This window comes from Mycobacterium sp. IEC1808 (assembly GCF_002101935.1).
Taxonomy (GTDB): Bacteria; Actinomycetota; Actinomycetes; order Mycobacteriales; family Mycobacteriaceae; genus Mycobacterium.
The window spans coordinates 1-25,146 of sequence record NZ_LQPV01000068.1 but is presented as its reverse complement, the minus strand read 5'-3'; the positions used below and the strand labels follow the sequence as shown (position 1 = coordinate 25,146).

The 25,146-nt window shown below is 68.0% G+C and carries 15 protein-coding genes; 3 read left to right on the top strand and 12 right to left on the bottom strand.

Annotated elements, in window-relative coordinates; genetic code table 11:
- Positions 1–5: 5 nt before the first annotated feature.
- Positions 6–1,274, bottom strand: a complete 1,269-nt coding sequence (locus AWB92_RS26515; RefSeq protein WP_085190959.1) for a glycosyltransferase — start codon at positions 1,272–1,274, stop codon at positions 6–8.
- Between the two features lie 126 nt (positions 1,275–1,400).
- Here AWB92_RS26515 and AWB92_RS26510 point away from each other — a divergent pair, with 126 nt between their 5' ends.
- Positions 1,401–3,626, top strand: a complete 2,226-nt coding sequence (locus tag AWB92_RS26510; RefSeq protein WP_085190957.1) for an acyltransferase family protein — start codon at positions 1,401–1,403, stop codon at positions 3,624–3,626.
- On the opposite strand, the gene AWB92_RS26505 is transcribed toward AWB92_RS26510, so the two are convergent.
- Positions 3,623–4,618 carry a GDP-mannose 4,6-dehydratase gene (locus AWB92_RS26505; protein ID WP_085190954.1) on the bottom strand — a complete coding sequence of 332 codons (996 nt, stop codon included), beginning with the start codon at positions 4,616–4,618 and terminating at the stop codon, positions 3,623–3,625. The two genes, AWB92_RS26510 and AWB92_RS26505, sit on opposite strands and share 4 nt — an antisense overlap.
- A gap of 49 nt (positions 4,619–4,667) precedes the next feature.
- Positions 4,668–5,993: a nucleotide sugar dehydrogenase gene (locus tag AWB92_RS26500; RefSeq protein WP_241523598.1), complete on the bottom strand. Its 1,326-nt coding sequence runs from the start codon at positions 5,991–5,993 to the stop codon at positions 4,668–4,670.
- Positions 5,994–6,236: 243 nt separating this feature from the next.
- Here AWB92_RS26500 and AWB92_RS26495 point away from each other — a divergent pair, with 243 nt between their 5' ends.
- Positions 6,237–7,052, top strand: coding sequence for an alpha/beta hydrolase (locus tag AWB92_RS26495; RefSeq protein WP_085190948.1), 816 nt, complete (start codon positions 6,237–6,239; stop codon positions 7,050–7,052).
- A 5-nt stretch (positions 7,053–7,057) separates the two neighbouring features.
- Here the strand turns inward: AWB92_RS26495 and AWB92_RS26490 are convergent, their stop codons facing one another.
- Complete coding sequence (locus AWB92_RS26490) at positions 7,058–8,059, bottom strand: Gfo/Idh/MocA family oxidoreductase (RefSeq protein ID WP_085190947.1); 1,002 nt, start codon at positions 8,057–8,059, stop codon at positions 7,058–7,060.
- Between the two features lie 13 nt (positions 8,060–8,072).
- On the bottom strand, positions 8,073–9,056 hold the full coding sequence (locus tag AWB92_RS26485; RefSeq protein ID WP_193791434.1) for an IS110 family transposase: 984 nt from the start codon (positions 9,054–9,056) through the stop codon (positions 8,073–8,075).
- Positions 9,057–9,397: 341 nt separating this feature from the next.
- Between AWB92_RS26485 and AWB92_RS26480 the strand changes: the two genes are divergently transcribed.
- Entirely contained in the window at positions 9,398–11,038 is a 1,641-nt protein-coding gene (locus AWB92_RS26480) for a GMC family oxidoreductase (RefSeq protein WP_085190945.1), read from the top strand.
- A 5-nt stretch (positions 11,039–11,043) separates the two neighbouring features.
- On the opposite strand, the gene AWB92_RS26475 is transcribed toward AWB92_RS26480, so the two are convergent.
- The 7 genes from AWB92_RS26475 to AWB92_RS31215 all read right to left on the bottom strand — a co-directional run.
- On the bottom strand, positions 11,044–13,143 hold the full coding sequence (locus AWB92_RS26475; protein WP_241523616.1) for an acyltransferase family protein: 2,100 nt from the start codon (positions 13,141–13,143) through the stop codon (positions 11,044–11,046).
- A gap of 134 nt (positions 13,144–13,277) precedes the next feature.
- Entirely contained in the window at positions 13,278–19,808 is a 6,531-nt protein-coding gene (locus AWB92_RS26470) for a type I polyketide synthase (protein ID WP_085190943.1), read from the bottom strand.
- Between the two features lie 133 nt (positions 19,809–19,941).
- Positions 19,942–21,216 (bottom strand): glycosyltransferase, encoded by a 1,275-nt coding sequence (locus AWB92_RS26465; protein WP_085190940.1) that lies wholly within the window; start codon positions 21,214–21,216, stop codon positions 19,942–19,944.
- Between the two features lie 24 nt (positions 21,217–21,240).
- Positions 21,241–22,029, bottom strand: coding sequence for an ABC transporter permease (locus tag AWB92_RS30890; RefSeq protein ID WP_241523597.1), 789 nt, complete (start codon positions 22,027–22,029; stop codon positions 21,241–21,243).
- Positions 22,026–22,787 (bottom strand): ABC transporter, encoded by a 762-nt coding sequence (locus AWB92_RS30885; protein ID WP_241523596.1) that lies wholly within the window; start codon positions 22,785–22,787, stop codon positions 22,026–22,028. Before AWB92_RS30885 ends, AWB92_RS30890 begins: the two co-directional genes overlap by 4 nt.
- On the bottom strand, positions 22,784–23,713 hold the full coding sequence (locus tag AWB92_RS26455) for an ATP-binding cassette domain-containing protein (RefSeq protein ID WP_085190938.1): 930 nt from the start codon (positions 23,711–23,713) through the stop codon (positions 22,784–22,786). The genes AWB92_RS30885 and AWB92_RS26455 overlap by 4 nt, the downstream gene beginning before the upstream one ends.
- 103 nt (positions 23,714–23,816) lie before the next feature.
- On the bottom strand, positions 23,817–25,146 hold a 1,330-nt coding region (locus AWB92_RS31215), incomplete at its 5' end, for a PE-PGRS family protein (protein ID WP_158090410.1).

Below are 25,146 nucleotides of genomic sequence, written 5' to 3'. Positions count from 1 at the left end.
GCTGATCAGCCAATCCGCTTGAGGCGCGCGAAGTTCTCCACCAGATCGGCGGTGACCGCAACGCTCTCGGCGGGTTTGGTCATCCGGGCGGCGAGGTCGCGGGCATGGATGGCGCATTGCGGATCGAGGATGGTGCGCAGATCCGCGACCAAGGATTTCTCGGTGGTGGCCGAAAAGCGCCGCCCGGTGCCGACTTTCAGGCGTTTGACCCGGGCTCCCCAGAGCCCCTGATCGGGCAACGTCCACAGGATCAACGTGGGCAGTCCCGCGCGCAGGCCCGCGTTCGTGGTGCCGCAGCCGCCGTGGTGCACGAACGCGCGGCAGGCCGGCAACGCCGCCGCGTAGTTCATCACGCCCACGACCTTGACGTGCTCGGAGTGGGGGACGTTGCTGTAGTCCGAGCCGGCCGCGCACACCAGCGCCCGCTCGCCCAGCTGCGCGCACGCCGAGCTGATCATCGCGAGCGTGTCGGCAGCGGATTCGACGCCGACGCTGCCGAATCCGAAGCAGATCGGCGGCGTTCCGGCGGTGATCCACGACGCCACTTCCTCATCGGCGTCCGTCGGCAACTCCATCGTCAGGGCGCCGACGAACGGCCGTCGGCCACCGAATTTCGCCCATTCGGCCGCCAGCCCGGGGTAGCACACCTCGTCATAGGCCTGGATTTCCAGGGACCCGCGTTCGGCGATCCGGCGCGGCCAGGGGCGCGTCGCCTCCGGCAAACCGAGGTCGCGGCGCTGCGCATCCTCGACCTGCTTCCCTCCGCGCCAGGCCAACCAGTCGAGCGTCCGCGTCGCGGAGCGGGCCAGCGGCGCCGGCAGGAACGGCAGCAGCCGGCCGTTGGCCCGCAGCGGGAAGATGTGCAGGGTGGCCAGCGGGATGCCGCAGTACTCCGCCGCGTTCAGCGCGTCGTCCTCGAAGTTCATGCCGGTCAGCAGCAGGTCGGCCCCCTCGGCCAGCGACGTCAGCGTCGCGCTGACCTCCGGCCGGCACTGGGAAAGCGGGGCCGAGTATTCGGCCGACAACCTGCCCAGCTCCCGGATCTTCCAGGGGGTGGCGAACAGGCCCGCCCAGAAATCGCGGTGCGGGTCCAGGATGGCTTTCAAATCGGGCCCGTAGGCGACCGCCGTGGGCCCGGCCGCCTCGGTGAAGGCGACCATTTCAGGGGCGACGGCCATGTGCACGTCGTGCCCGCGGCGCACCAGTTCACGGCCGACAGTGACGTAGGGCTCGACTTCGCCGCGAGTTCCCCAGTTTGCCAGCACGAATTTCATCGGCGAGATCCTTTGCCTTTCTCGGGTCCCCGGCTCAGCCGCCCAGCAGCATAACCAGGCCGCCGCCCAGGAGTGGCGGATTCGGCCGAGAGGCATTGAACGTGTGTGTGATAATGCCTCGATTCGATGAACGCCTCCTCAGACAGGTGGGTGACCGTGGTCCAGGCCGAAAGCGTTAGCCCGATCGGGGCGGCGCAGGATCGGCGCTCGGCACACAAGGTATTCCGCCCGGACATCGAGGGCCTGCGCGCCTTGACGCTGGTGGCCATCCTTCTCTTTCACGCCGACGTGCCCGGCGCGAGCGGCGGGTTCGTCGGCCCGGACATCTTCTTCATCATCTCGGGTTTCGTCATCACCGGGCAGCTGTGGCGCGAGGTGAGCGGCACCGGCACGATCGGGCTGCGCAAGTTCTATGCCGCACGGGTCCGCCGCCTGCTGCCGGTGGCCGCCCTCATCGGCAGCGTGACCGTGATCGCCTCGGCCATCCTGCTGTCGCCGTTGCAGGCCAAAGGCGTGGTGGAGGACGGCATCGCCTGCGCGCTGTATGTCGGCAACTACTGGTTCATTCACGAAAACGTCGACTACTTCGGCGGCCATCAGCCGCCGTCGCCGTTCCAGCACTACTGGACGCTGGGCGTGGAGGAGCAGTTCTACCTGGTGTGGCCGGTGCTCATCATCGGTACCTGGTGGCTGATCCGGCGCACGCGCCGGCGCAGCGGCGCTACTACTAATACTTTGTCGAACGCTCCCAAGCGCACCTTCCTGACAGTCTTTGCGCTGGTCGCGATCTCGTCGTTCGCGCTCTCGCTGCTGACCACCTACCTGGTGCCCCCGGCGGCGTACTTCTCGCTGCCCACGCGGGCCTGGGACCTGGCCGTCGGCGGCATGCTGGCCCTCACTGCCGACCGGTGGCGCCGGCTGCCGGCACGAGCCGCCGCGATCACCGGATGGGCGGGGCTGGGCCTGATCGTGCTGGTCTGCAACCGCCTGACGCCGGCCACGCCGTATCCGGGCACCGCCGCGATATGGCCGTTGCTCGGCACGGTCCTGGTGATCGGCGCCGGCTGCGCCCTCCCCACCCAGGGAGCGGGCCGCATCCTGGCGTTCAAGCCGATGCGCGAGATGGGCCGGCTGTCCTACTCGTGGTATCTGTGGCACTGGCCGGTGCTGGTCCTGGCGGCGCCGTTGCTCGGCCATCAGCTGGGGCTGGTCGGCAGGCTGGTGGCCGTCGTGATCTCCGGCGGCTTGGGGATGCTCACGCTGCGCTTTGTCGAGAACCCGCTGCGCTACGCCGCCCCGCTACGCAAGTCCCCGCTGGCCAGTTTCGCGGTCGGCGCGACCGCCACCGCGGTGGCCGTGGGTGTGGGCGTGGCGATGCTGGCGTGGATACCGATCCCGGTCGGCCGCGGCGCACCGGGCACGGCGCTGACCATCACCGCGGCACCCGTCCCACCGGGCGCCGGCATGGACGCCTACGACGCGGCGGTGCAGCAGGCGTTCGCGCAGGCGCAGGCCGCCGTCGCGGCGTCGGCCGACCTGAGGGCCGTCCCGTCGAACCTGCAACCCCCGGTCGCCGAAGCAACGGCCGGCCAAACTGCGATGTGGTCCAGCGGGTGCTTCCGCGGGGCCAACCAAAGCGGGCAGCCCGAGTGCGCGACGGCTGACACCGCCTCGAGCACGACGGTCGCCCTGGTCGGCGACTCGCACGCGGCGATGTGGGACCCGGCGTTTCAGCAGATCGCCGAACAACGGCACTGGCGGCTGGAGATGATGGCCAAGGCGGGCTGCCCGTTGCTCGACGTGCCCATCGCCAAACACCTCGACGGCCTGATCGAAAGCTTCATGCACTGCGACCAGTGGCGGGCGCTGATCCTGGCCCGGCTACGCGCCGAACACCCGCGGCTGGTCGTGGTGAGCATGTCGCGGGAGCACAGCGAAGGCAGCTGGCAGGCGGGCTACACGCCCTACGACCCAGCCTGGATCGACAGCCTCACCCGCCTGGTGCAGCAGTTGCGCAGCGACGGCGCGAAGGTGCTGGTGCTCGGACCGGTCCCGGACCCGGGCACGGTGGTACCGCAGTGCCTGTCCGGCCACCTCGACGACGCCACGGCCTGCGCACCGCCGCGGTCGTCCGCGGTCAACGACGCCGGGATCACGGCCGAGAGCACCGCCACCAAGGTCAGCGGCGGGCAGTATGCCGACCTGACCGAGCTGTTCTGCACCACGAACCGCTGCCCCGTCATCGTCGGCAACACCATGGTTTACCTCGACTGGAACCACATCACGGCCGAGTACTCCGGGCAGTTGGCACCGGCGATGGGCGCGCTCGCCGACCGCGCGCTCGCCCGCTAGTCCCCCGCGGGCCCCTTGAGATACCAGGGGTTGGCCCGCGCCCAGTCGATGGTGCGGCGGATCCCCTCCTCGACGTCGACCTTGAGGCGCCAACCCAGCTCGCGCTGCGCCTTGGTGGAGTCCGGGATACGGCGAGGGATGTCCTCGTAGCGACCCCCATAGCGCGCCGCCGTGTCGACGACTTCGGGTTCCGAAACCGAATCGACGTTGGCGATCTTGATCGCCAACTCGATCGCGTCGCGCATGGTGGTCTCGGTCATGCTCCCGATGTTGTAGGCCTCACCAATCGCCTTGTCGCTGTCGGCCGCCAGCAGGGTGCCGGCGATGGCGTCGTCGACGTAGGTGAAGCACCGCGTTTGGTCACCCGAGTCGTAGAGCAGCGGTGGGAGACCATTGAGGATGCGGTGAACGGTCTGCGAGATCACGAAGATCGGGTTCTGCCGGGGGCCGTAGACGTTGAAGTACCGTACGACCGTCACCGGCAGTCCGTGGGCGGCGTGCATCGCGAAGACCAGGTGCTCGGCCATGGCCTTGCTGGTGCTGTAGCTCCAGCGGGCCGTCCTAGTGGAGCCGAGTACGCGGTCGTCGTCCTCGGCCCACGGCGGGTTGGGGTTCTTGCCGAACACCTCGGAGGTGCTGGCGAAGACCACGCGGGTGCCGTGCCGCTGGCTCAGCTCCAGGACGTTGCGCGTGCCGGTCACGTTGACGTCGAGAACCTGCAGCGGGTCCTTCATATAGTTCTTGACGCCGACGACCGCGGCCAGGTGGAAGACCTTGTCGACGCCGGGCGTCAGGGCCTCGGATAGCGCGGCCAAATCGGTGACGTCGCCTTGCACGAACCGGAAGTTGGCGTGCCGGTCGAAGTCGATGCTGGTGTCGCGGGTGTTCTTTGCCTGGTCGAAGACCGTCACCGTGTCGCCCCGGTCCAGCAGCGTGGACACCAGATGCGACCCGATCAGGCCGTAGCCGCCCGTTACGACGACATGAGACATATTCGCTCTTTCAGTTCTATGTACGGGATTACCTTCGCCTGCAGTATGGCTACCGGCCGATCCCCTTGTACACGAAACCGGCGGCACGCACCGCCGCTGGATCGAAGCTGTTGCGTCCATCGAGGAACACGCAGCCGGGCGCCGTCAGATCAGCCAGGCGGGCCAGCGGGATCTGGTGGAATTCCCGGTGTCCGGCAAGAACCACTAGGGCGTCGGCGTCCTTGACCGCCGACTCGATGTCCGGGGTCAACGGAATCTTGGTCACCGTGGGCGCCTCCTCATCGGGCACCCAGGGATCATGGATCGACAGCTCGCAGCCGGACGCCTCGAGCAATTCGACGACGTACTTGGTCGGCGTCAGCCGGCAGTCGCCGGTGTTGTTCTTGAACGCGATCCCCAGGACCGCGATCTTGCTGGTCTCGACCGCCTTGTCCTGCTCGGCGAGCAGCTGGGTGAGCAACTCATAGGTGTAGGCGGGCATGGTGTCGTTGACCGTGCGCGACGTGCGCGGGATGCCCAGCTCCAACCCCAGCGACTGGCCCAGATGGTTGACGAACCACGGATCCTTGGTCAGGCAGTAGCCACCGACGCCCATGCTCGGCCGCAGGATGTTCACCTTGTGGGTGCCCTTGGGCATCGAGTTGGCCGCGTCGATGACCTGCAGCCCGTCCATGTTCAGCCGGTCGCACACCTTGGCCAGTTCGTTGGCCATCGCGATGTTCAGATCAATCCAGAGGTTGTCGGCGAGTTTCACCATCTCGGCGGTCCGCGGATCGTCGACGACGATGGATTCCACGCCCAGGGCGTGTCGCCACAGCGTCGAGCAGGCGCGCGCGGTGACCTCATCGACCGCACCGACCACCACCGGGATCGACGTCAGCTCGTGGATGGCCTGGCCTTCGGCGAGCCGTTCCGGGCAAAACGCCAACCCGAAGTCGACCCCGGCCGTCAGGCCGGAGGCCTCTTCCAGGATCGGCAGCACCAGGTTTTGGGTGGTGTCGGGCGGCACCGTGCTCTTGAGGATGACCAGATGCCCGCGGTGCAGGTGCTCGCCCACCGCCCGCGCCGCCGCCTTGATGTCATCGACGATCGGTTCGTAGTCCGGACCCAGCGGCGTCCCGACCGTCACGATGACGAAGTCATTGTGGGCCAGGGCGCCGAAATCGGTGGTGGCCCGAAGGCGGCCGACGCGCACGTTGGTGGCCACCATCTCGCCGAGCCCCGGCTCGGGCACACTCGTCTTGCCCGAGTTGATCTCGTCGACAACGTTCTGCCGCACGTCGATTCCGGTCACGGGCCAACCGCGATCGGCCAGCACGGCACCGATAACGGTGCCGATGTAGCCGAAGCCGACGACTGCGATCCCTGACCGCATGCCACGGACAAGTAAATCGGTCTCAGCGTCGCTGCGCCCGAACACGCCTTCAGCCATCGCGGAACCCAACCCTTCGGTCCCCCGTGCGCGTTGTGGAATGGAAGGGGCCTCCCGCCCCTGGCTAACCCGTCCGGCAGTCTAATCCAACACCGGTACAATAGACCAGAAGTTTGGACAGGCGTCCGGAGCTGGGCTACGAGTACCGCCTGTGGGCGACCGCGATAGACCGGAAGATCCCCGCGCATGACTGATAAGGTCCCCGGCATGGGCCTGTTCGTGCGCGAATCCGGGCCGGCCGGGGCACCGACAATCGTCTTCCTGCACGGCGCGTATACGAGCGGCTGGTACTGGGAACCGGTGGTCGAACGCCTGCAGCAATACCGCTGTCTGGTCCCCGATCTGCCGCACTACGGCAAAAGCTTCGAGCAGGGGCCGTTCGAGATGGGCCGGGCCGCCGCGGCGGTGGCGGAGCTGATCCGCTCCCGGGTCGACACGGGCAGGGCGCACGTGGTGGGGCTCTCGCTCGGGGCCCAAGTCGGGGTGCAGTTGCTGGCAACCGAGCCGAAGCTCGTCGATCGGGCGGTGCTGTGCGGGACCATCCTCAACAGGGTGCCGTTCGTGGAGGTGACGCGGCGCCTGATGTCACTGCCCGCCCGGAACCCGGCGTACCGCTGGATGGTCCGTCGCTACCGGACTGCTTGGCAGGCAAGGGTTCCCGCGGCCCACATCGATGACTACCGCGAGGATGTACGCCTGATAACCAGCGGGCAGCTCGCCGATGTCACGATGGCTTCCTCGGGTTTCAGGCTTCCCGCGGAACTCGGCCAATCCGATTCGCCCACGATGTTCGTGACCGGCGCCAAGGAGTTGCCGCTGGTCCGCCGGTGGGCCGCGGCGCTCGCCGAGCAAATGCCCAACGGAGTAGACAGGGTCGCACTCGGCATGCCCCATGACTGGCCGACGCGCTATCCGGAGCTCTTCGCGCGCACCCTCGACGCGTGGTTCACCGATGGTGCGCTGCCGCCCGAGATCGCGCTGCCGAAGTCGCGCCGTCGCTGAGCGGCTCAGCCCGGCTGGCGTAACGGGAGGCCGGCGGCGCGATAGATCGCGTCGATGACGGTCATGTTCTCGATGGCGCCGTCCGCGGTCGTCTTCACCGGCTCCCCACGCAGCACCGCCCCGGCGAACGCGTCGAGCTGATAGGCGTAGGTGGTGCGGCGCGGGAAGCGCTCCACCCGCTTTCCGTCGGCCGAGCGGATCGAGAGCCGGGGCAACAGGTGCGGCGCCGCCGGGCTGAAGTAGCTCAGCTGGCCGCGATCGCCGACGATCTTGGCGTTCGCCCAGAACAGATTCGACGACCACAGCGCACAATGCAGCCGGCCCGTGTGCCCGTTTTCGAACCGCACCTCCGCCGTCATGACCCGGTCCACCTGAGGACCGTCCAGTTTCGCCTTCGCGGAGACGACTTCGGGCGTCGAGCCGCCGAACGTGCGGAGCATGTCGACCGTATATACGCCGGCGTCCATCACGGCGCCGCCGGCGAGGGAGTAGTCGTAGACGTTGGCGTTGGAGCGCTTCGGCAGCAGCACGCAGACGGCGACCTCCACCCGCTCCAGCTTGCCCAGCTCCCCCGACGCGATGATCTGCTCGACCCGCTGGGTGAGCGGATGGAAGCGGTATTGGAGCGCCTCCATCACGACCCGGTCCGACTTGCCGGCGAGTTCGGCGATCTCGCGGGCCTCGGCGGCGTTGGCGGTGAACGGCTTTTCGCACAACACGTGCTTGCCCGCGTCGAGCGTGGCCCGGGTCCACCTGCCGTGCACGCTGGTCGGCAGCAGGTTGTAGACCGCGTCCAGCTCCGGGTCGGCGACCAGCGCCTCGTAACTGTCGTGGGCCCGGGGGATGCCGTGTTTGGCGGCGAAGTCCCGGGCCCGGGACGCATCGCGGGAGGCCACCGCCGCCACGACGACCTCCGCGTTCTCCTTGGCCGGGGTCAGGAACGTCGTCGGCGCCCAACGTGAAGCGCCCAGGATGCCGATCCGTACCGGGGCGCCGCCTCCAGACATGGTTTCTCCTATGTCAAGCCGCTGCCTGTTGGCAAGGCTGGATTCGGTTTTGGTGGTCGGTGTGCAGGTGGTGGAAGACGACGCGAGCGAGGCGGCGTTTGAGGCAGCGCAGGGCCTCGGTGCTGGAATCACCGGCGGCGAGCCGGCGGCGGGAATAGGCCTGTCCGAGGCCGTCGAGGCGGATTTGAGTGACGGCGATGCGGTGCAGGGCGGCGTTGAGTTGACGGTTGCCGGTGCGGGTCATCCGGACCCGGCCGGCGGTGTTGCCTGACCACACCGGAATGGGGGCCACGCCGGCATGGCGGGCGAATGCCGCTTCGCTTTTGAAGCGGGTGACCCCGGCGATTTCGCCGATGATCTTGGCCGCGGTGAGCTCGGCGCAGCCGGGCATGGCCAGCAGCGCCGGAGCGATCGCGCGGACCCGCTCGGCGACCAGACCAGGCTGGCTGGCCAGCCAGTCAGCGAGCAACCTGCGGTGCTTGCTGCGATCCAGCGACGCTGGTTTGGGCGCCCGGCCCGGGTCAAGTTCGTGCACTCTCCACAACAACCGGTTGATCGTCGAAGTACGTTGCCCCACAAGGTCTTCACGTCGGTCCACCAGGAGCTTCAGCTCCCGGCAGACCTCGTCGTGGGAGGCCACCGGAAGATCGGGCTCACGCAGGTAAGCCAGCGCGTCGATTGGATCAGATTTGCCCCGCGTGCGCGCCGAGGCCCGGCTTTGAGCCATCAACTTCGAGGGAACCCTCACCACCTTCTGATCGGCGGATAACAGATCGCGCTCGAGTCGGGCGGACAAGTGTCGGCAATCCTCGATCGCCCACACCAACTCGACCCCGAACTGCGTGCGGGCCCATCGCACCGCCTGGCGATGACCTACCGTCGTGGCCTCGACGACCTTCTCGCCGACTTTGCGGCCCACCTCGTCCACGGCGACGAATGTATGCGTGCGCTTGTGGACATCGGCTCCAACAACAACCATGGTGGTTGCCTCCTTCACTGTGAGGTGACGGTTGGGCCGGTCGGCGGACACATCTCAGTGGGGGCGACGCCACGCTCCTATCAAGTCACGCCGGCCGGTCCTTCACACCTGATGCCGACAAAACCCATGAACGCCAACCCGAAGGCGGCACCGACGCTACGAGCCAGACACCAGGTGATCAGGATCCAACCACCGCAACAAGCGGCAACCTCACCCTGACACTGGGGGCGATGCTAACAGCCGATCCGGGCGGCCACCGCAACAATTTCGAACGGATCGGACGACGGCAACGCGATGCTAGGATCGCGATTCGCCCCGGACCGGGCAAAGCGTTGGACATCATCCGCTGAGGAGCTCGATTGGCTGACGGCGAGCTGAGTGCGCGCGAGGCCGAACGCGTTGCGTGGGACGTGATCGTCGTGGGCACCGGCATGGGCGGCGGCACGCTGGGCTTGTCGCTGGCCCGCGCCGGCCGCCGGGTGCTGTTCGTCGAAAAGGGCCGCTCCACACTGCCCGGAACCCCCGGAACGATTCGCGCCGCCATGCCCGAACTCGCCGAACCGGGCGCGGTCCGTTCCGCGGAGGCCTATTACGACGCGTTAGCCCGCGGCGGACGGACCACCGACGAGATCGAAGACATCAGCGGCAGACGCCCGAAGCGGTACGTGCCGTTCATCGGCAGCGGCACCGGCGGTTCATCCGCCCTGTACGGAATGGTCTGCGAACGGTTCTTCGCCCAGGACTTCACCCCGCGGCAAAACTTCCGCGACCCCGGGGATTCCACCGTGCCCGAGGCCTGGCCCATCAGCTACGACGAGCTGAGTCCGTGGTATGCCGAGGCCGAAAAACTGCTGGGGGTGCGCGGCGCGCCCGATCCGCTGCGACCCGAGGCCGCCGACGTGGGTTTGCCTGCGGCCCCGCCGTTTTCGCCCGACAACCAGCCACTGGTCAACTATCTGGCGGGGCGCGGCTTGCACCCCTACCACTTGCCGATGGCCTGCGACTACACCGAGGGCTGCGCGACCTGCCAGACGTATCTCTGTCCCCGCCCGTGCAAGAACGACGCCGCCCGCAACGGCGTGCTGCCCGCGATTACCGAGCACGGCGCCCAGCTACTGACCGAATGCCGGGTCGTGCGCCTGGAGGCGGACAGCAGCCGGGTGCAGCAGGTGATCGCCCAGCATCGCTCCGACATGGTGGCGTTGCAAGGCAAGGTCGTGGTCCTGGCCGCCGGCGCGCTGGCCACCCCGCTGTTGTTGCTCAACTCCCGCTCCGGTGAATGGCCGCGCGGACTGGCCAACGGCTCGGACTGGGTGGGGCGCAACCTGATGCGCCACCTACTCGAGCCCATCGAGATCTGGCCAAACCCGAAACGCACGATCACGACGCCGAACAAGGAAATCGGGCTGAACGACTTCTATTTCTCCGACGGGCAGAAGTACGGCACCGTGCAGTCGTTCGGTGAGATACCGCCGCTGGAGTGGCTGAGCAACCGCCCCGGCTGGCGGGGGAAGGCGTTGCGTGCGACCAGCATTGCGGGACGCCGGATGTATCAGCGGTTCGTCACCGGCGGGCTGGTGCTGGCCGGGATCATGGAGGACCTGCCGTATTTGGACAACCGGGTCCTGCCACCCGATCGGCCCGGCGCGGACGATCGCCAGCGGCTGCGGCTTCAATACCGGTTACACCCCAGCGAGCTCGAGCGCCGCGCGGCGTTTGTGCGGCAGCTCAAAGAGGTGTTGCAGCCGTTCCGCAATCTCACCCTGGGCACCGGCAAAGACAACGCGAACCTTGGCCACGTCTGCGGCACCTGCCGCTTCGGCGCCGATCCGAAAACCAGCGTGCTGGACCCGCAAAACCGGGCGCACGAAGTGGACAACCTCTACGTGGTGGACACCTCGTTCTTCCCGTCCAGCGCCGGGTTGAATCCCAGCCTGACGGTGGCGGCCAACGCCTTGCGGGTGGCGGCGCACGTGAACCAGGCGCATTTCGCCACCTGACGTCTCTAGCGGTCGGCGAGCGAACGGTCGGCCAGCGCCCCGATTACCGGTGCCAACACCCGGGAGTATTCGTGCGTCACGTGACGCCAGTCCTGGTACACGAGGGTGTTGCCGACGATCACCGGGCAGCGGGCCTTGGTGCAGAACAGCTCGGTGAGGTCGGCGTATTGTCCGCCGCCCGCCTTGGTGGCGGCGGACTCGGCCGCGATTCCGGTTTCATTGACCGCGGACGACGTGGGCGGCGAGCAGGCCGTCGCGTCATCGAGGTGCCCAGACAGGCAGATGGGCACCTCGGACTGCGGATCCGGGATGGGCCCGAGCACGAGCACCTTGGCGCCGATACCGCGCAGCTGCGCCACCAGACGGGTCAGGCTGTCGAGCCAGCCCGGGCCGAAAGCGTCGACGCCGAGCAGCCGATCGGTGTCGGCGCGGTAGCCCCGCCACATGCTGAGCACAACCAGCCGCGGACGCTCGGCACGCAACCGGGCGATGATTTGACCACGCCACTGCTCGCAGTGTGAATATCGCTCGGCCATCCGCTGCAGCGGGTTGGTGCTGGGCAGGTCCATCAACGGACACGCCCCCTTGGCCAGCATCTCCAGCCGCCAGTGCCGCTGCGGCGCGATCTGCTCGAACGCCGGATTCCACATCGCGGCGTTCGAGTCACCGACCAGGGCGACTGTTGTCGTCGAGGCGGTATCGCCGGTCGCGCACTCGGGCTGTCCGAGTTCGGCGATATTGCGCAGGCAGCCGTTGAACAACAAGTCTTCGGACGTCGCGAAGGGCGGGCTCAGGTTCGACGGGACGGCTTTGAGGTCAGCCGACGCCGCGACTGCCGCCTGCACTTGGCCGAACGCTTGCCGCACCGCCGAGTCGTAGGCGTCGATGTTGGATCCGGCGGGAACCGACGCCGCGGTGATGGTCAGCGGCGCGACCGCCGCGCCACGCCCGACCGGGGTCGGGACATGCTCCAGCAGCACCAGGCCCACGGACACCGCAACCGCGGTGGCCGCGCCGCCCAGCGCGAGACTGGCCACGGCCGACCGGCGTATCGGAGGAGCGAATCGCAGCGGGTTCTCGATGAACCGCAGGGTGAGCACCGCCAACCCGCCGGAGAACGCGGCCGCCGCCAACCTGGCGGCCAGGCCCAGCGGGTGGCCCAGCAAAGCCGGTGCCAGCACCAGCACAGGCCAGTGCCACAGATACCACGAGTAGGAAATCCGGCCGATCGCTCGCATCGGCGACACTGCCAGGACGCGGCCGCACCCCTGCGACGGGACAGCACAGCCGGCGCCGATCACCAGCGCCGCGCCCAGCACGGGCAACAGCGCCGCGACGCCTGGATACGGCGTCGTCGGGCTCAACCAGGTGCAGGCCAACAGGATCAGGCCCAGCCCGACCCATCCGGCCGGCGCGGCAGCTCGTGGCGCCAGTCGGCGCCATTGATCGGCGGTGAGGGCGACCAGGCCGCCGACCGCCAACTGCCAGGCCCGGGTCGGCAACGAATAGAACGCCACGGGAGGCAACCAGAGAGTGTCCACCAGCGACAGCGCCAAGGACAGGAGCGCGACCAGCGCGAGGACCACCAGATAAGGGCGTTTCGAGGCGGTGGCCTGGACTCTGCTGCGCCGACCCACCAGTCGGATGACCAAGGCCGTGCCGATGATTAACGCCGGCCACACCAGGTAGAACTGCTCCTCGACGCCCAACGACCAGTAGTGCTGGAACGGCGACGGCGGCCGGTGGCTGCCGAAGTAGTTGACACTTCCGTTGATGAACCAGTAGTTGCTGACATACAACGCGCTGGCGATGCCGTCCCGCAGGACGCTGCCGACCTGCAATGGCGGTAGGAGGAGAAACGACCCGATCGCGGTGATCACGCCGACCGTGGCCGATGCCGGCAACAGTCGGCGGGCCCGGGCTCCGTAGAAGCCGCCGAGCCGGACCTTGCCGCTGGCATTCGCCTCGCGCCACAGCAGCCCGGTGATGAGGAAGCCCGAAATGACGAAGAACACGTCGACGCCGACGAACCCACCGTTGAGGCCGGGCACCGCCGCGTGGAAGAGGACGACGGCCAACACCGCGACGGCACGCAAGCCCTCGATGTCGGGGCGAAATCGCGTTTGTGCGGAGGGCCGACTCTGCGTCTCTTCGGTGGGTCTGACGCTGTCGGACTGTTGAGAGGTCACCAAGCGAGGATTATCACACGCGTGTTCAACAAGCTGCCAGGTTGGCGAAATCAGCTATCGATCTGTGGGGTCAGATCGAATTCGGCGAAGGTACGCGAAATGATCTCCCGCAGCTCATCTTTAGTGTTTTCCCGGCCGAGAACATATGCGGAGATCCTGATGAAGATCTTCCCATTGCCCCGCCCCGAACCGACGAACAGTTGTCCGCCGATGTGCTCGAGGGTGCTTTTCTTGATGTCGGGCTCGTAGGAGCGCATGTACGCATAGTCGGCATCGCTGCCGTCGGGCCGATTCACGGCCGCGGACAGGTCACCGAAATTGGAGACCGTCACCGGAAGGCTGGCACCGCCCGCAGCCATGCCGGCCAATCTCCGGTTCAGCCGCTTGGGAACCATCGCTGCGAGTGGGAATGTCGCCAAGAATTCTTCGTCGGGGTTTTCCATCCCCGCCAGAATTGCTCGCGAGATCTTGGCCTGCGTGTCCCTGAGGTCCGTGGTCGCATGCGTCGGGTCGACCGCGACGTCGACCACCGTGAGCGCGTTGCCGCGGGTATCGCCTTCGGTGCGTAGCGACACCGGAAATCGGAGGGTGACGGTTCCGTCGTCCCGGACCCGCCCCACCCGCACCGCGAGCCTGCACGCGATTCCCGCCACCAGCGAGTTACTGCTCACACCAAGGCTTTTCGCGCGCACATCCCACTCCGCCGGATCGATGTATGCGGTCAGGGCAGGTACCTCCACCGCCTGATCGCCGCCTGCCGCCTTCGGCGACGACGGCGCCGCCTTGATCGACGATGCGAACTCCTTGCGGTCGGGCCAGGCCCTCCGGGCCGTGGCAACCAAGGCGTGCGCAATGTCGGGCAGCTCTTTGACGGTTTGCCCGAGATCCTCACGAAAGGCGCGTCCGACGGTGCGCGATCGCGCGGGCGGATAGCCCAGCTCGTGGATCCTGCCCTCGGCGGCGTCGGCTATCGCCTGGACCAACCCGATCCCGTCGACGATCGTGTGCGAAACCACCAGGCTTATCGCGGCCCCGCCGCCCTCGAGCGGAAGCACGCCGAGATGCCAGCCGGGTCCCCACTCCGGGTCGACCGGCAGGCGCACCCGCTCGTCCGCCCAGGCGCTCACGTCGGCGCGCCGCCGGGGCGTTGCGGCGATGTCGAGCTCCTCCGGGGCCGGAGCCATCACCCAGTGATCGCGCGCGAACGGTATCGGGGAACGTTCGACCCTGCGTCCCAACAACCCACGGCCAAGGTTGCGCTGAAAACGCTGCAGCCCATCGATATTTACGCCGCGGTCGTAGACCCAGATGAACTGGACCTGCGTGCCGTGAACCGCTCGCATCATGAGAAATACCGCTTGATCCACGTGTGCGAGCCTGTTGTCCACCGGCTGGTGGTTGCGCGCGCTGACCGTAGCCGCCGGTGCCGCGCGCGCAGCGGTGTCGTCGAGCAGGTCGGCCAGGTGGCCGGCGAGCCCCGCCGGGGTGGGATGGTCGAAGGCCAGCGTTGCCGGCAGCGCCAGGCCGGTGTGTCGGCTAAGGGTGTTGCGTAACTCCATGGCTGTCAACGAGTCGACGCCAAGATCCTTGAAGAGCCCGTCCGGATTAAGTCCGGCGGGATCCGGATGGGCCAACACGGCGGCGGCGGCAGCGGTGACCATCGCGGTGAGGGTGTCAAGCCGTTGCTCAGGGGTCTGGGCGGCCAACGTGGCGGCCAGCGTGCCAGGGCTGGTCTGTTCCTGGCCGGCGTCCCAGTCGGCCAGGGCGGCGAGTGGCGCGCCGTTGCCGGTGGGAGCTGGGGCGAGCCAGTAGCGGCGGTGGTCGAAGGGGTAGGTGGGCAGGGCGACGGTGTGGGCGTGCGGGGAGAGCGCTTGCCATGAGGGGCTGTGGCCGTGAGTGTGCAACTGCGCCAGCGCCATGGCCAGGCTGTCGTGGTCGGGCCGGTCGCGGTGCAGGGTGATGACGACCGCGGATTGGGTGCGGGCCGGTGTTTGGGCCAGCGTGTCGGCGAGCGCGGGCGCCAACACCGGGTGCGGAGACAGCTCCACGAAGGTGCACTCGCTGGCGGCCAGCCGGGCGGTCACCCGGTCATAAAAGTGCACCGGTTCGCGCAGATTGCGATACCAGTAGTCGGCGTCCATCGTGGTCGTATCCAGCGGCTCGGGCGAAACCGCTTGTCCCACGGTCGAATACAGCGGGATGCTGGCCAGGGCCGGGTTGAGCTCACCGAGGTCGGCCAGCAGGCGCTCGCGCACCGCTTCGACTTGGGCGCAGTGCGAGGCGTAATCGACCGCAATGGCCCGGATCTGCATGCCGTCGCGCTCACACTTTTCGGCGAACTGTTCCAGCGCGGCGGGCTCGCCACTGATCAGGGTGTGGGTGGGCCCGTTGATCGCCGAGATGCTCAACGCCGGCCCCCACGGCGCCAGCAGGGGTTCGAGTTGGTCGGCGGCCAGCAGCACCGAGGCCATCGCCCCGCCCCCGCACAGGGCGCCCAGGGCTTGGCTGCGCCGGGCCACGATCTTGGCCGCCTCGGGCAGGGTGAACACCCCGGCCAGGTAGGCGGCGGCGATCTCGCCCTGGGAGTGACCGATCACCGCGTCCGGGGTGATGCCGTAATGGGCGAGTACTTCGGCCAGCGACACCATCAAGGTGAACAACACCGGCTGCACCACGTCGACCCGCTCCAACCCCGCCGCGCCGGGGACCTCCAGCAAGACGTCGCGCACCGACCAGCCGGTGAACGGGCGCAACGCCTCATCGCAGTCATCGACCATCGCCGCGAACACCCGATGCCGCTCATACAGTTCCCGGCCCATCCCCGGGTGCTGGCCACCCTGCCCGGGCAACACGAACACCGTCTTGCCCCGCAAATGAGCCAAATAGTGGTGCTGGACGAGCCGCGGGTGCGGCTGTCCGTCGCGCAACGCCGCCAGGCCCGCCAACACCTCCTCGTGCGCCCCGGCGGTGATCACCGCCCGATACGGGTGATGGGTACGGGTGGTGGCCAGGCTGTAGGCCACATCGGTCAGATCCAGCTCCGGATGACCCAGCAGGTAGTCGTGCAGCCGGTCGGCCTGCGCGCGCAACGCCGCGGGCGTGCGCGCCGACACCGGCCACACGGGTAGTCCGAAGTCGACACCCTCGGTTGGGGCCTGCGCCTCCACCGGCGCATCGGGGGCTTGCCGCACGATCACGTGCGCGTTGGTGCCGCTGATCCCGAACGAGGACACCGCCGCCGTGCGCGGATGATCGGCCTGCGGCCACGGTGTCGCCTCGGTCAACAGCCGCACCGTGCCCGCCGACCAATCCACATGCGGGCTCGGAGCCTCCACATTCAACGTCGGCGGCAAACTGTCATGGCGCAGCGCCTCGATCATCTTGATCAACCCCGCCACCCCCGCCGCGGCCTGGGTGTGACCGATATTCGACTTGATCGAGCCCACCCACAACGGGTGATCCGCCGAGCGGGCCGCCCCATAGGTGGCGATCAGCGCACCCGCCTCGATCGGATCGCCCAACGTAGTGCCGGTGCCGTGCGCCTCGACCACATCAACCTGATCGAGCCCGATGCCCGCGTTGGCCACCGCCTGGGCGATCACCCGCTGCTGCGCCGGCCCATTCGGCGCGGTCAACCCGTTGGAGGCGCCGTCCTGGTTGATCGCCGAGCCCGCGATCACCGCCAGCACCGGGTGGTTATTGCGCCGCGCATCGCCGAGCCGCTCCAGCACCAGCACCGCGGCACCCTCGCCCCAGCCGGTGCCATCGGCGTTGGCGGAGAACGCTTTACAGCGCCCGTCGGCGGCCAATCCGCGCTGGCGGGCGAACTCGGTGAACACCGACGGCGTCGTCATCACCGTCACCCCACCCGCCAACGCCAAAGAAGACTCCCCATTGCGCAGCGACTGACACGCCAAATGCGTGGCCACCAACGACGACGAACAGGCGGTGTCGACGGTGATCGCGGGGCCCTGCAACCCCAACGCGTAAGCGACCCGGCCCGAGGCCACGCTCGTCGACAAACCCGTCAGCGCGTAACCCTCGAGCCCCTCCGAACCGACCGCGCCATAAGCCTGTGACCAAGCCCCGACGAACACGCCGGTCTCCGAACCCACGAGAGCGGCCGGATCAATCCGCGCCGTTTCCAACGCTTCCCAGCACACCTCCAGCAGCAACCGCTGCTGGGGATCCATCGTCAGCGCCTCGCGTGCGGAGATGCCGAAGAACTCGGCGTCGAACTCCGCCGCCTCGGCCAAGAACCCACCCGCGCGGGTATACGTCTTGCCCACCGCATCGGGATCCGGATCGAACAACTCCCCCAGATTCCAACCCCGGTCGGCCGGAAACGCCCCGACGGCGTCGGTGCCGGTGGCCACCAAATCCCACAACGCCGCCGGCGAATCCACCCCACCCGGGTACCGACATGCCATGCCCACCACCGCAATCGGCTCATCCACCCCCACCCGCGACTCCACCGCGGGGGCTGCCGCGACGGACCCATCCAACAGCCCGCCCAGGTGGGTGGCCAACTCGTCGGGGGTCGGGTAGTCGAAAGCCAGCGTGGGCGGCAACGGCAGCTCGGTTTCGGTCCTGAGCCGATCCAACAACTGCGTCGCCTTCACCGAGTCGAAACCCAAGTCCCCGAACGCGGATTCGGGGTCGATGTCGTCAACGGTGGGGCACCCCAACACCGCCGCCGCCTGCGAGCGCACCACCTCCAGCAGCAGGTCGTGCTCTTGGCGGCGGAGCGTCTGCTGCTGGCGGCGGAGCGTGCGCAAGCGTTGCGTCCATCCGGAGTCGGCGCCGGCGCCCGCGTCGGCGTCCTCGACCTTGGGCTGCTCGAGTCGGCGGATCGACCCGTCTAAGCGGGTGAACTCGTCGCGCAGATACAGCTGTACGCAGTCCCGTCGCCTGACCTTGCCACTGGTGGTGATGGGAATCGAACCAGGCGGCACCAGAACGAGATCCGCCACGCCCAAACCGTGCGCCTTCGATATCGCCGTGGTGACTTCACGCCTTAGGACGCCCATCCGCTGCGTCGCGGCCTCGTCGGAGTCCGCATTCTTGAGTTCGGCGATGGCGACCAGCTGCTCGACGCCGCTGTCATCGGAAACCCCGATCGCCACGCAGCGACCTCGGGTGACCTCCTGGATCGTCGCCTCGATGTCGTCGGGAGAATGGTTGCGGCCGTAGATGATCAAGAGGTCCTTGATGCGGCCGAGGATGAACAACTCGCCGTCGGAGAAGAAGCCCAGATCCCCGGTCCGCAGCCACGGCCCGTCGGATGTGCCGGCCGATGCGGCGACCAGGGTCGCCCCGAACATGCCTTCGGTGCCCGGCGGATTCCCCCAATACCCTTGCGCGACATTGCCACCTTGTACCCAGATCTCACCGACGGTTCCCGCCGGACACTCGATGCTGGTGTCGGGGTCGACGATGCGCACCGCCGGCGACCTCGGGACGCCGTAGCTCACCAGCGGTGTACCGCCGTCGCTCGTGCGCTTCGCGTGGCCGGCGGTCAGCTTCTCGGATTCGAAGTGAACGACTTCCGGCGAGTGGCCGGCTTCGCGCGTCGCGATGTAGACGGTTGCTTCCGCCATTCCGTACGCGGGCCGCAGCATGCGGTCATGAAAGTTGAAGCGGGCGAACCGCTCCGCGAAGCGTTGCAGTGTCGTGGGCTGCACCCGCTCGCTGCCGTTGAGGATGCCGAGCACGTTGCCGAGATCTAGCCCGGCCATGTCCTCGTCTGATGTTTTCCGTGCCGCCAATTCGAACGCGAAGTTCGGCGCCGCCGAGAACGCGTGACTGTTGCTCGCCAGCGCTTGCACCCATCGGGCGGGTCGTTGCAGGAAGGACACCGGGCTGGTCACCAGGGCGGGAAACCCCGCCAGGACCGGAAAGATAATTGCCAGATACAAACCCATGTCGTGATAGAAGGGCAGCCAGGACACCATCGTGGTGTCCGGCGGGGCGGCCCCGCCGAAGATGTCCGCGTTGATCTGCGCAAAGTTGGCGAAGATGTTTTGGTGCGAGATCTCGACGCCCTTCGGAGCGCGGGTCGACCCGGACGTGTACTGCAAGTACGCGATCTCGGGGTGACTCTCGACCTCCGTAGCAAAACCGTTTTCGGAGTCCAGCTCCAGCAGATCGACCTCGATGACCGACGGCGCGGATTCGACCGGCTTCGACTTGAGGTACTCCGCGATGTTGCCCGCGACCGAGGAGGTCGTGAGGATCACCGACGGCGAGGCGTCGCTCAGGACCGAACTGAACCGCTCGTCGGTGACGCCACCCAGCGGAACCGACAGCGGGACCGCGATGCGACCGGCTTGCAACGCGCCGAGGAAGCCGACGACGTACCCGAGTCCCTGCGGCGCCGCGATCACCACACGATCACCCACTGACCCGCAACCTTCGAGTGCCGTTGCGAGATTCTGCGTTCGGCGGTACAGCTGCGACCACGTCAGGCGTTCGGCAACGCCCTCCCAGTCCTGCTCGTAATCGACAAACGTGAACGCCGTCTCACCGGGCCGCGAACTCGCGCGTTCCCGCAGCACAGCCTGGACGGAAGCGTCAATCACAGCTTGGACCATACCTCTTCGAAAACGGCGTTTTCGTACCCGGAATCGTGGAGCCAAATCGTCGACATCCGCCGCTCGGAATCGTGCAGAACCTGTACCCGCATTGGCATTCCTAGCGCCCGCACCTGTTTGGTCACCCAACCCGCTGCAAGCGGGCGAAATTCTCGACAAGATCGGTGGCAGCCGCGACGCTTTCCGCAGGTTTGGTCATCCGTGGGGCAAGCTCGCGGGCCCGGCTGAGATATTGCGGGGCGAGGATCCGGCGTAGGTCTTTGACGAGTGTGTGCTCGGTGGTGGTCGAAAGGCGCCGAGAAGTGCCCACCCCCAACCGTTTGAGCGCCGCCCCCTCCAACGGCTGGTCGTAGAACGTCCAGAGCACCACCTGCGGGACTCCGGAGCGCAGGCACGTGGCCGTGGTGGCCGCGCCGCCGTGATGCACGACCGCGCGGCAGGCCGGAAAAATCGCCTCGTAATTCACCGCGCCCACCACCTTGACGTGGTCGAACTCGTGGATGTCGCTGAAGTCGCTGACGCCGGCGCAAACCAGCGCCCGCTCGCCCAGTCGCGCGCACGCCGCGGCGATCATGGCCAGCACGGAGGCCGCGGATTCGACCGCGAGACTGCCGAAGGCGAAGCAGATCGGCGGCGTACCCGCCGCGATCCAGGAGAGGACCTCGTCGTCGGCGTCCTGGGAAAACCCCAACGTCAGCGTGCCGACGAGGGGGCGTTTGCCATCCCATTTCGCCCACTCGGCCTCCAGCCCAGGAATGAAAAGCCGGTCGTAGCCCTGGATTTCAAGGGATCCGCGCTCTTCGATCCGGCGCGGCCAGGGCCGCGTCGCAGCAGGCAGGCCGAGTAGCCGCCGTTGCTCGTCCTCAGCTTTCTTCGCCGGGCCGCCCCACGTCAGCCGCTCGTAACCGCGCATCGCGGCGCGGCCCACTGCTGCCGGCAGCAGTGGCATGACTTTCCCATTGGCCCGGATCGGGAACCAATGCAGCATGGCGAACGGAACGTCGTAGTACTCGGCGACGTTGAAGGGGAACTGCTCGAAACCGTAGCCGGAGATGATCAGGTCGGCGCCGTCCGCCAGCGACGTCAGCGTATTGAACGCTTCCTCCGTCCAGCACTGCGCCACGATCTCCGAGATTTCGCGTCCCAGCCTGTCCAGTTCCTGCATCCTCCAAGGCTTCCGAAATAACAGCGTCCAGTAGTCGCGCTGCACGTCCATGATGATCCGGGAGTCCAGACCGTAGCCGACGGCCGCAACTCCGGCCCCCTGGGCGAAGCCAACGAGGTTGGGGGGAACGGCCATGCGCACGTCGTGTCCCCGGCGCACCAGCTCACGGCCCACGACGACGGAGGGCTCGACATCGCCGCGCGCCCCATAGCACGCCAGCGCGAATTTCATTGCGAGTCTTGGCCTTTCGTTGCGTCAGTGTCCGGATTCGGCCGCGGCGCGGTAACCGCGGACGGCCAGCGGCCCGAGCAGCGCGGCCAAGCCGAGGCACCACACAAGGGTCACCAGGAGCGGCCACAGCACGGGACCCCCTTGGGCGAGTCCCCGCATCGACTCGATGGTTGCCCACAACGGTTGAACGCGAATCTCCAGCCGCACCCACGAAGGCAGCGTTTGGGTCGGTACGACACCGGAGCTGGCGAACACCGCGCCGGTGGCCGGCACCCCCAGCCACATGAGCGCGGAACCGGTCCTGGCCCGCACCGCGATGGCGATCACCGCCATCGAGAAGACCACAACTACGAGCACCGGCACCAGGACGAACGGGATGACAGCGAGCCAGCTCTTGAAGCGAAGCCCGAGCCCGACACCGACCGCCGTGATCAGCGAGGCACTTACCAGCGTGCGTGCGGCCTCGGCGAGCAGCCGGCCGGTCAAGGCGCTGGCCCGGTGTACGGGAAACACCCACAGTCGTCCGATCAGGCCGCTGTCGCGGTCGATCCACATGCGGCGGCCGGTCGCGAGCGCTCCGAACATCGCACCGGCGACGGCACACATCGGCACGAGGCCGTAGAGGCTTTCGGTGCCGGTGATCCTGATTATCGACTTGCCCACCAACAGTTTGTAGGCGATCAGCAGAAAGGTCGGGAACACCAGAGCCTGGATCAGCACCATCGGCTGGCGCCGCCACCGGGTGAGCAGATGGCTTGCGAACAGCAGGGTTTCGCCGGCCAGGGAAGTCCGCGGCGGTGCGTGCGTGGTCATTGCGGCCGCCCCTGAACCCGCACCGCGATGGCGCCGAACACCACCAGCAGCCCAAGACACCACGCCAGGCTGGTCGCCAGATTGCTCGCCACTACGTGGCCGGTGGTGAATCCGCGTAGGGTTTGCGTCACCTGCGAAACCGGCTGGTTCCGCACGAACGGATGCAGCCAGTCGGGGAACGAGTCGGCCGGCGCCATCCCGGTGGACAGCATGACCAGTAGCATCTGGGGAACCAGGAGCAACTGGTCCAGCACCCCGCTGCTCGCGAGCCGGCCTTGCGAGGCCACCGACAGAACGCCGGCCGCATCGGCGGCGAGCGATAGCGCCAGCGTCAACACGAGAACGAGCGCGGCGAAGGCGACCGCATAGACCAACCCGCCGAACATCCGGAAGCCGAACGCGTATCCGATGGCGATCGCGGCGAGCAGGCCGACGCCGCCGCGGAACAGGCAATAGGACATGCGGGCCATCAGCGGTGTGACCGCGGAGATGGGAAGCGTTCGGAGGCGATCCGCGAAGTCGCTGCGTTCGTCCTGGGCGGCACGGTCGATGGTCGTCAGCGCGCCGAGAAAGATCACCTGGATGACGACGACCGGCAGGACGTATTGGGGGTAGCCCATGCCACCGGTGTCGATCACGTTGCCGAGCATGAAGTTGAAGACGACGAAGTTCAGGGCGGGCGACACCGCCGCGAATATCAGATCGTTGCGCATCGCGTTCTGCACGGCACGCTCGGTGAGAGCGGCAAGCGCGGTCACGTGGTGACTTTCGCCGTCAGGTGCAGGAAGGCTTCGTCCAGGGACGGCTTGCGCAGCGCGATGTCGAGTAGCTCAACGCCAAGCCGGTCCACCCGGCGGAACACCTCACCGAGCGTCGCGACGCCGTCGGGTGACAGGACCGACACGGTGTTCGCCTCGTAATCGGCTTCGGCGCCCTCGAGGTCGGCGACCGCTTCCAGGATCTTGGCCAGGTCGGCCGGATTTACCGGACTCACCGTGCAATAGCCCAAGCCGACGCGGCGTTTGAGGTCTTCGGCGGTCCCGTTGGCGACGACGCAACCCTTGTTCAGAACGACGATCGAATCGCTGAGCACGTCGGCTTCTTCGAGATATTGGGTCGTGAGCAGGATTGTGACGCCCTGGGATGACAGGGACGACACCAGGTTCCACACATCGCGGCGACTGCGCGGGTCCAGCCCGGTGGTCGGCTCGTCGAGGAAAAGCACCTCGGGTGGAACCATCAGTCCGGCGGCGATGTCGATGCGGCGCACCATGCCGCCCGAATAGGTGTGCACCGGACGGTCGGCGGCGTGCGACATATCGAACTCATCGATCAACGCGTCGGCGCGCAGCCGCGCCTCTTTGCGCCGCATGCCCCGCAGCCGGCCGAACAGCACCAAATTCTCCCGGCCGGTGAGCTCAAAATCGAGCGCGGCCAGCTGGCCGATGCTCCCGATGCTTGCCCGCACCTGGGCCGGCTCCCGGACGACGTCGTGCCCGGCCACGATGGCTCGGCCGGAGGTCGGGCGCAGCAACGTCGAGAGGATCTTGATCGCGGTGGACTTGCCGGCGCCGTTGTGACCGAGCAGGGCGCACACCGACCCCGTCGGAACGAAAAAACTCACGTCCTGCAATGCGTGTATTTTTCCGCCGAAAGCCTTTGCTACGCCATCTAGCTCGATCACGAAGTCAGACCATACCCGTCGATATACGCGTGTTGAATAGAAACCGGCTCTCCAGGCGCCGACCGGGCGAACGGACGGCCGTTTAAGCCCGCCAATGCCGCCATTAGCCGTGGTTACCGGGAGTGCCCGGAGTGTGGGCTCCGATTCCCTGGGTGGTGGCCGTTCCACCGGGCCCACCAGAACCGCCGGGGGTACCGGTCCCGCCGTCCCCACCGTTGCCACCGGTGGCGGCAGCCGCGGAGAAGGTAGACGTGATTGCCGCAAGTCCGCCGGCCCCGCCGGTGCCGCCGACGCCGTTCGTGGCCGCGCCGCCGTCACCGCCGCGGCCGCCGTCGACGTTTCCGAATCCGTTCGTGACGGCCTGCCCACCGATGCCACCGGCCCCACCGGACGCGCCCGTCCCGCCCTTGCCAGCGGCGCCGCCGGTGCCGACGGCCGACGAGGTGGCGGTCTGGATGGTCACGTCACCGCCGTCGCCACCGGCCCCACCGACTCCGAGGGTGCCGGTGCCACCGGCGCCGCCGTGGCCGCCGTCGACGTTCCCGAATCCGTTCGTCACGACCGCACCACCGGTCCCACCGGCGCCGCCGGAGGAGCCGTTTCCTCCGGCGCCCCCGTCGCCCCCGGTGCCGACGGCTGCGGAGGAAGTGGTCTGGATCGTCACGCCGCCGCCGGTCCCACCGACCCCGCCGACGCCGAGGCTGCCGTCGCCGCCCGCCCCGCCGTGGCCGCCGGTGGTCACGCCCGTTCCGTTCGTGATGACTGACCCGCCGGCCCCACCGGCCCCACCAGAACTGCCGTCACCGCCCTTGCCGCCATCGCCGCCGGTGCCGGTGCCCGAGGAGGTGCCCTGGATGGCCACCCCACCGCCATTCCCACCGGCCCCACCGACACCGCTGCTGCCGGTGCCGCCGGCGCCCCCATGGCCGCCGGCGGTATTGCCCGTTCCGTTGGTTTGGACCGCCCCACCGGTCCCACCGGCACCACCGGAGCCGCCGTTTCCACCGTCGCCACCGTCGCCGCCGGTGCCGGTCGCCGAGGAGGAGGTGCTCTGGATGGCCACGCCACCGCCGTTGCCACCCGCCCCACCGACGCCACTGGTGCCGGTGCCACCGGCGCCGCCGTGGCCGCCGGTGGTGTTGCCCGTTCCGTTGGTGAGGACGGCCCCGCCGATGCCACCGGCACCACCGGAGGCGCCGTTGCCGCCATGACCACCCACGCCGCCCGTGACGGCGACCGACGAGGACGCACTCTGGATAGCGACGCCGCCGCCGGCCCCGCCGGCACCACCCACACCGGTAGTGCCGTTGCCGCCGTCGCCACCCACGCCGGCTTTGACGGTTCCTGTGCCGTTGGTGAGGACCTGCCCACCGGCGCCACCCGCGCCGCCGGAGGCGCCGTCCCCGCCCTTGCCCCCGCCGCCACCCGTGACG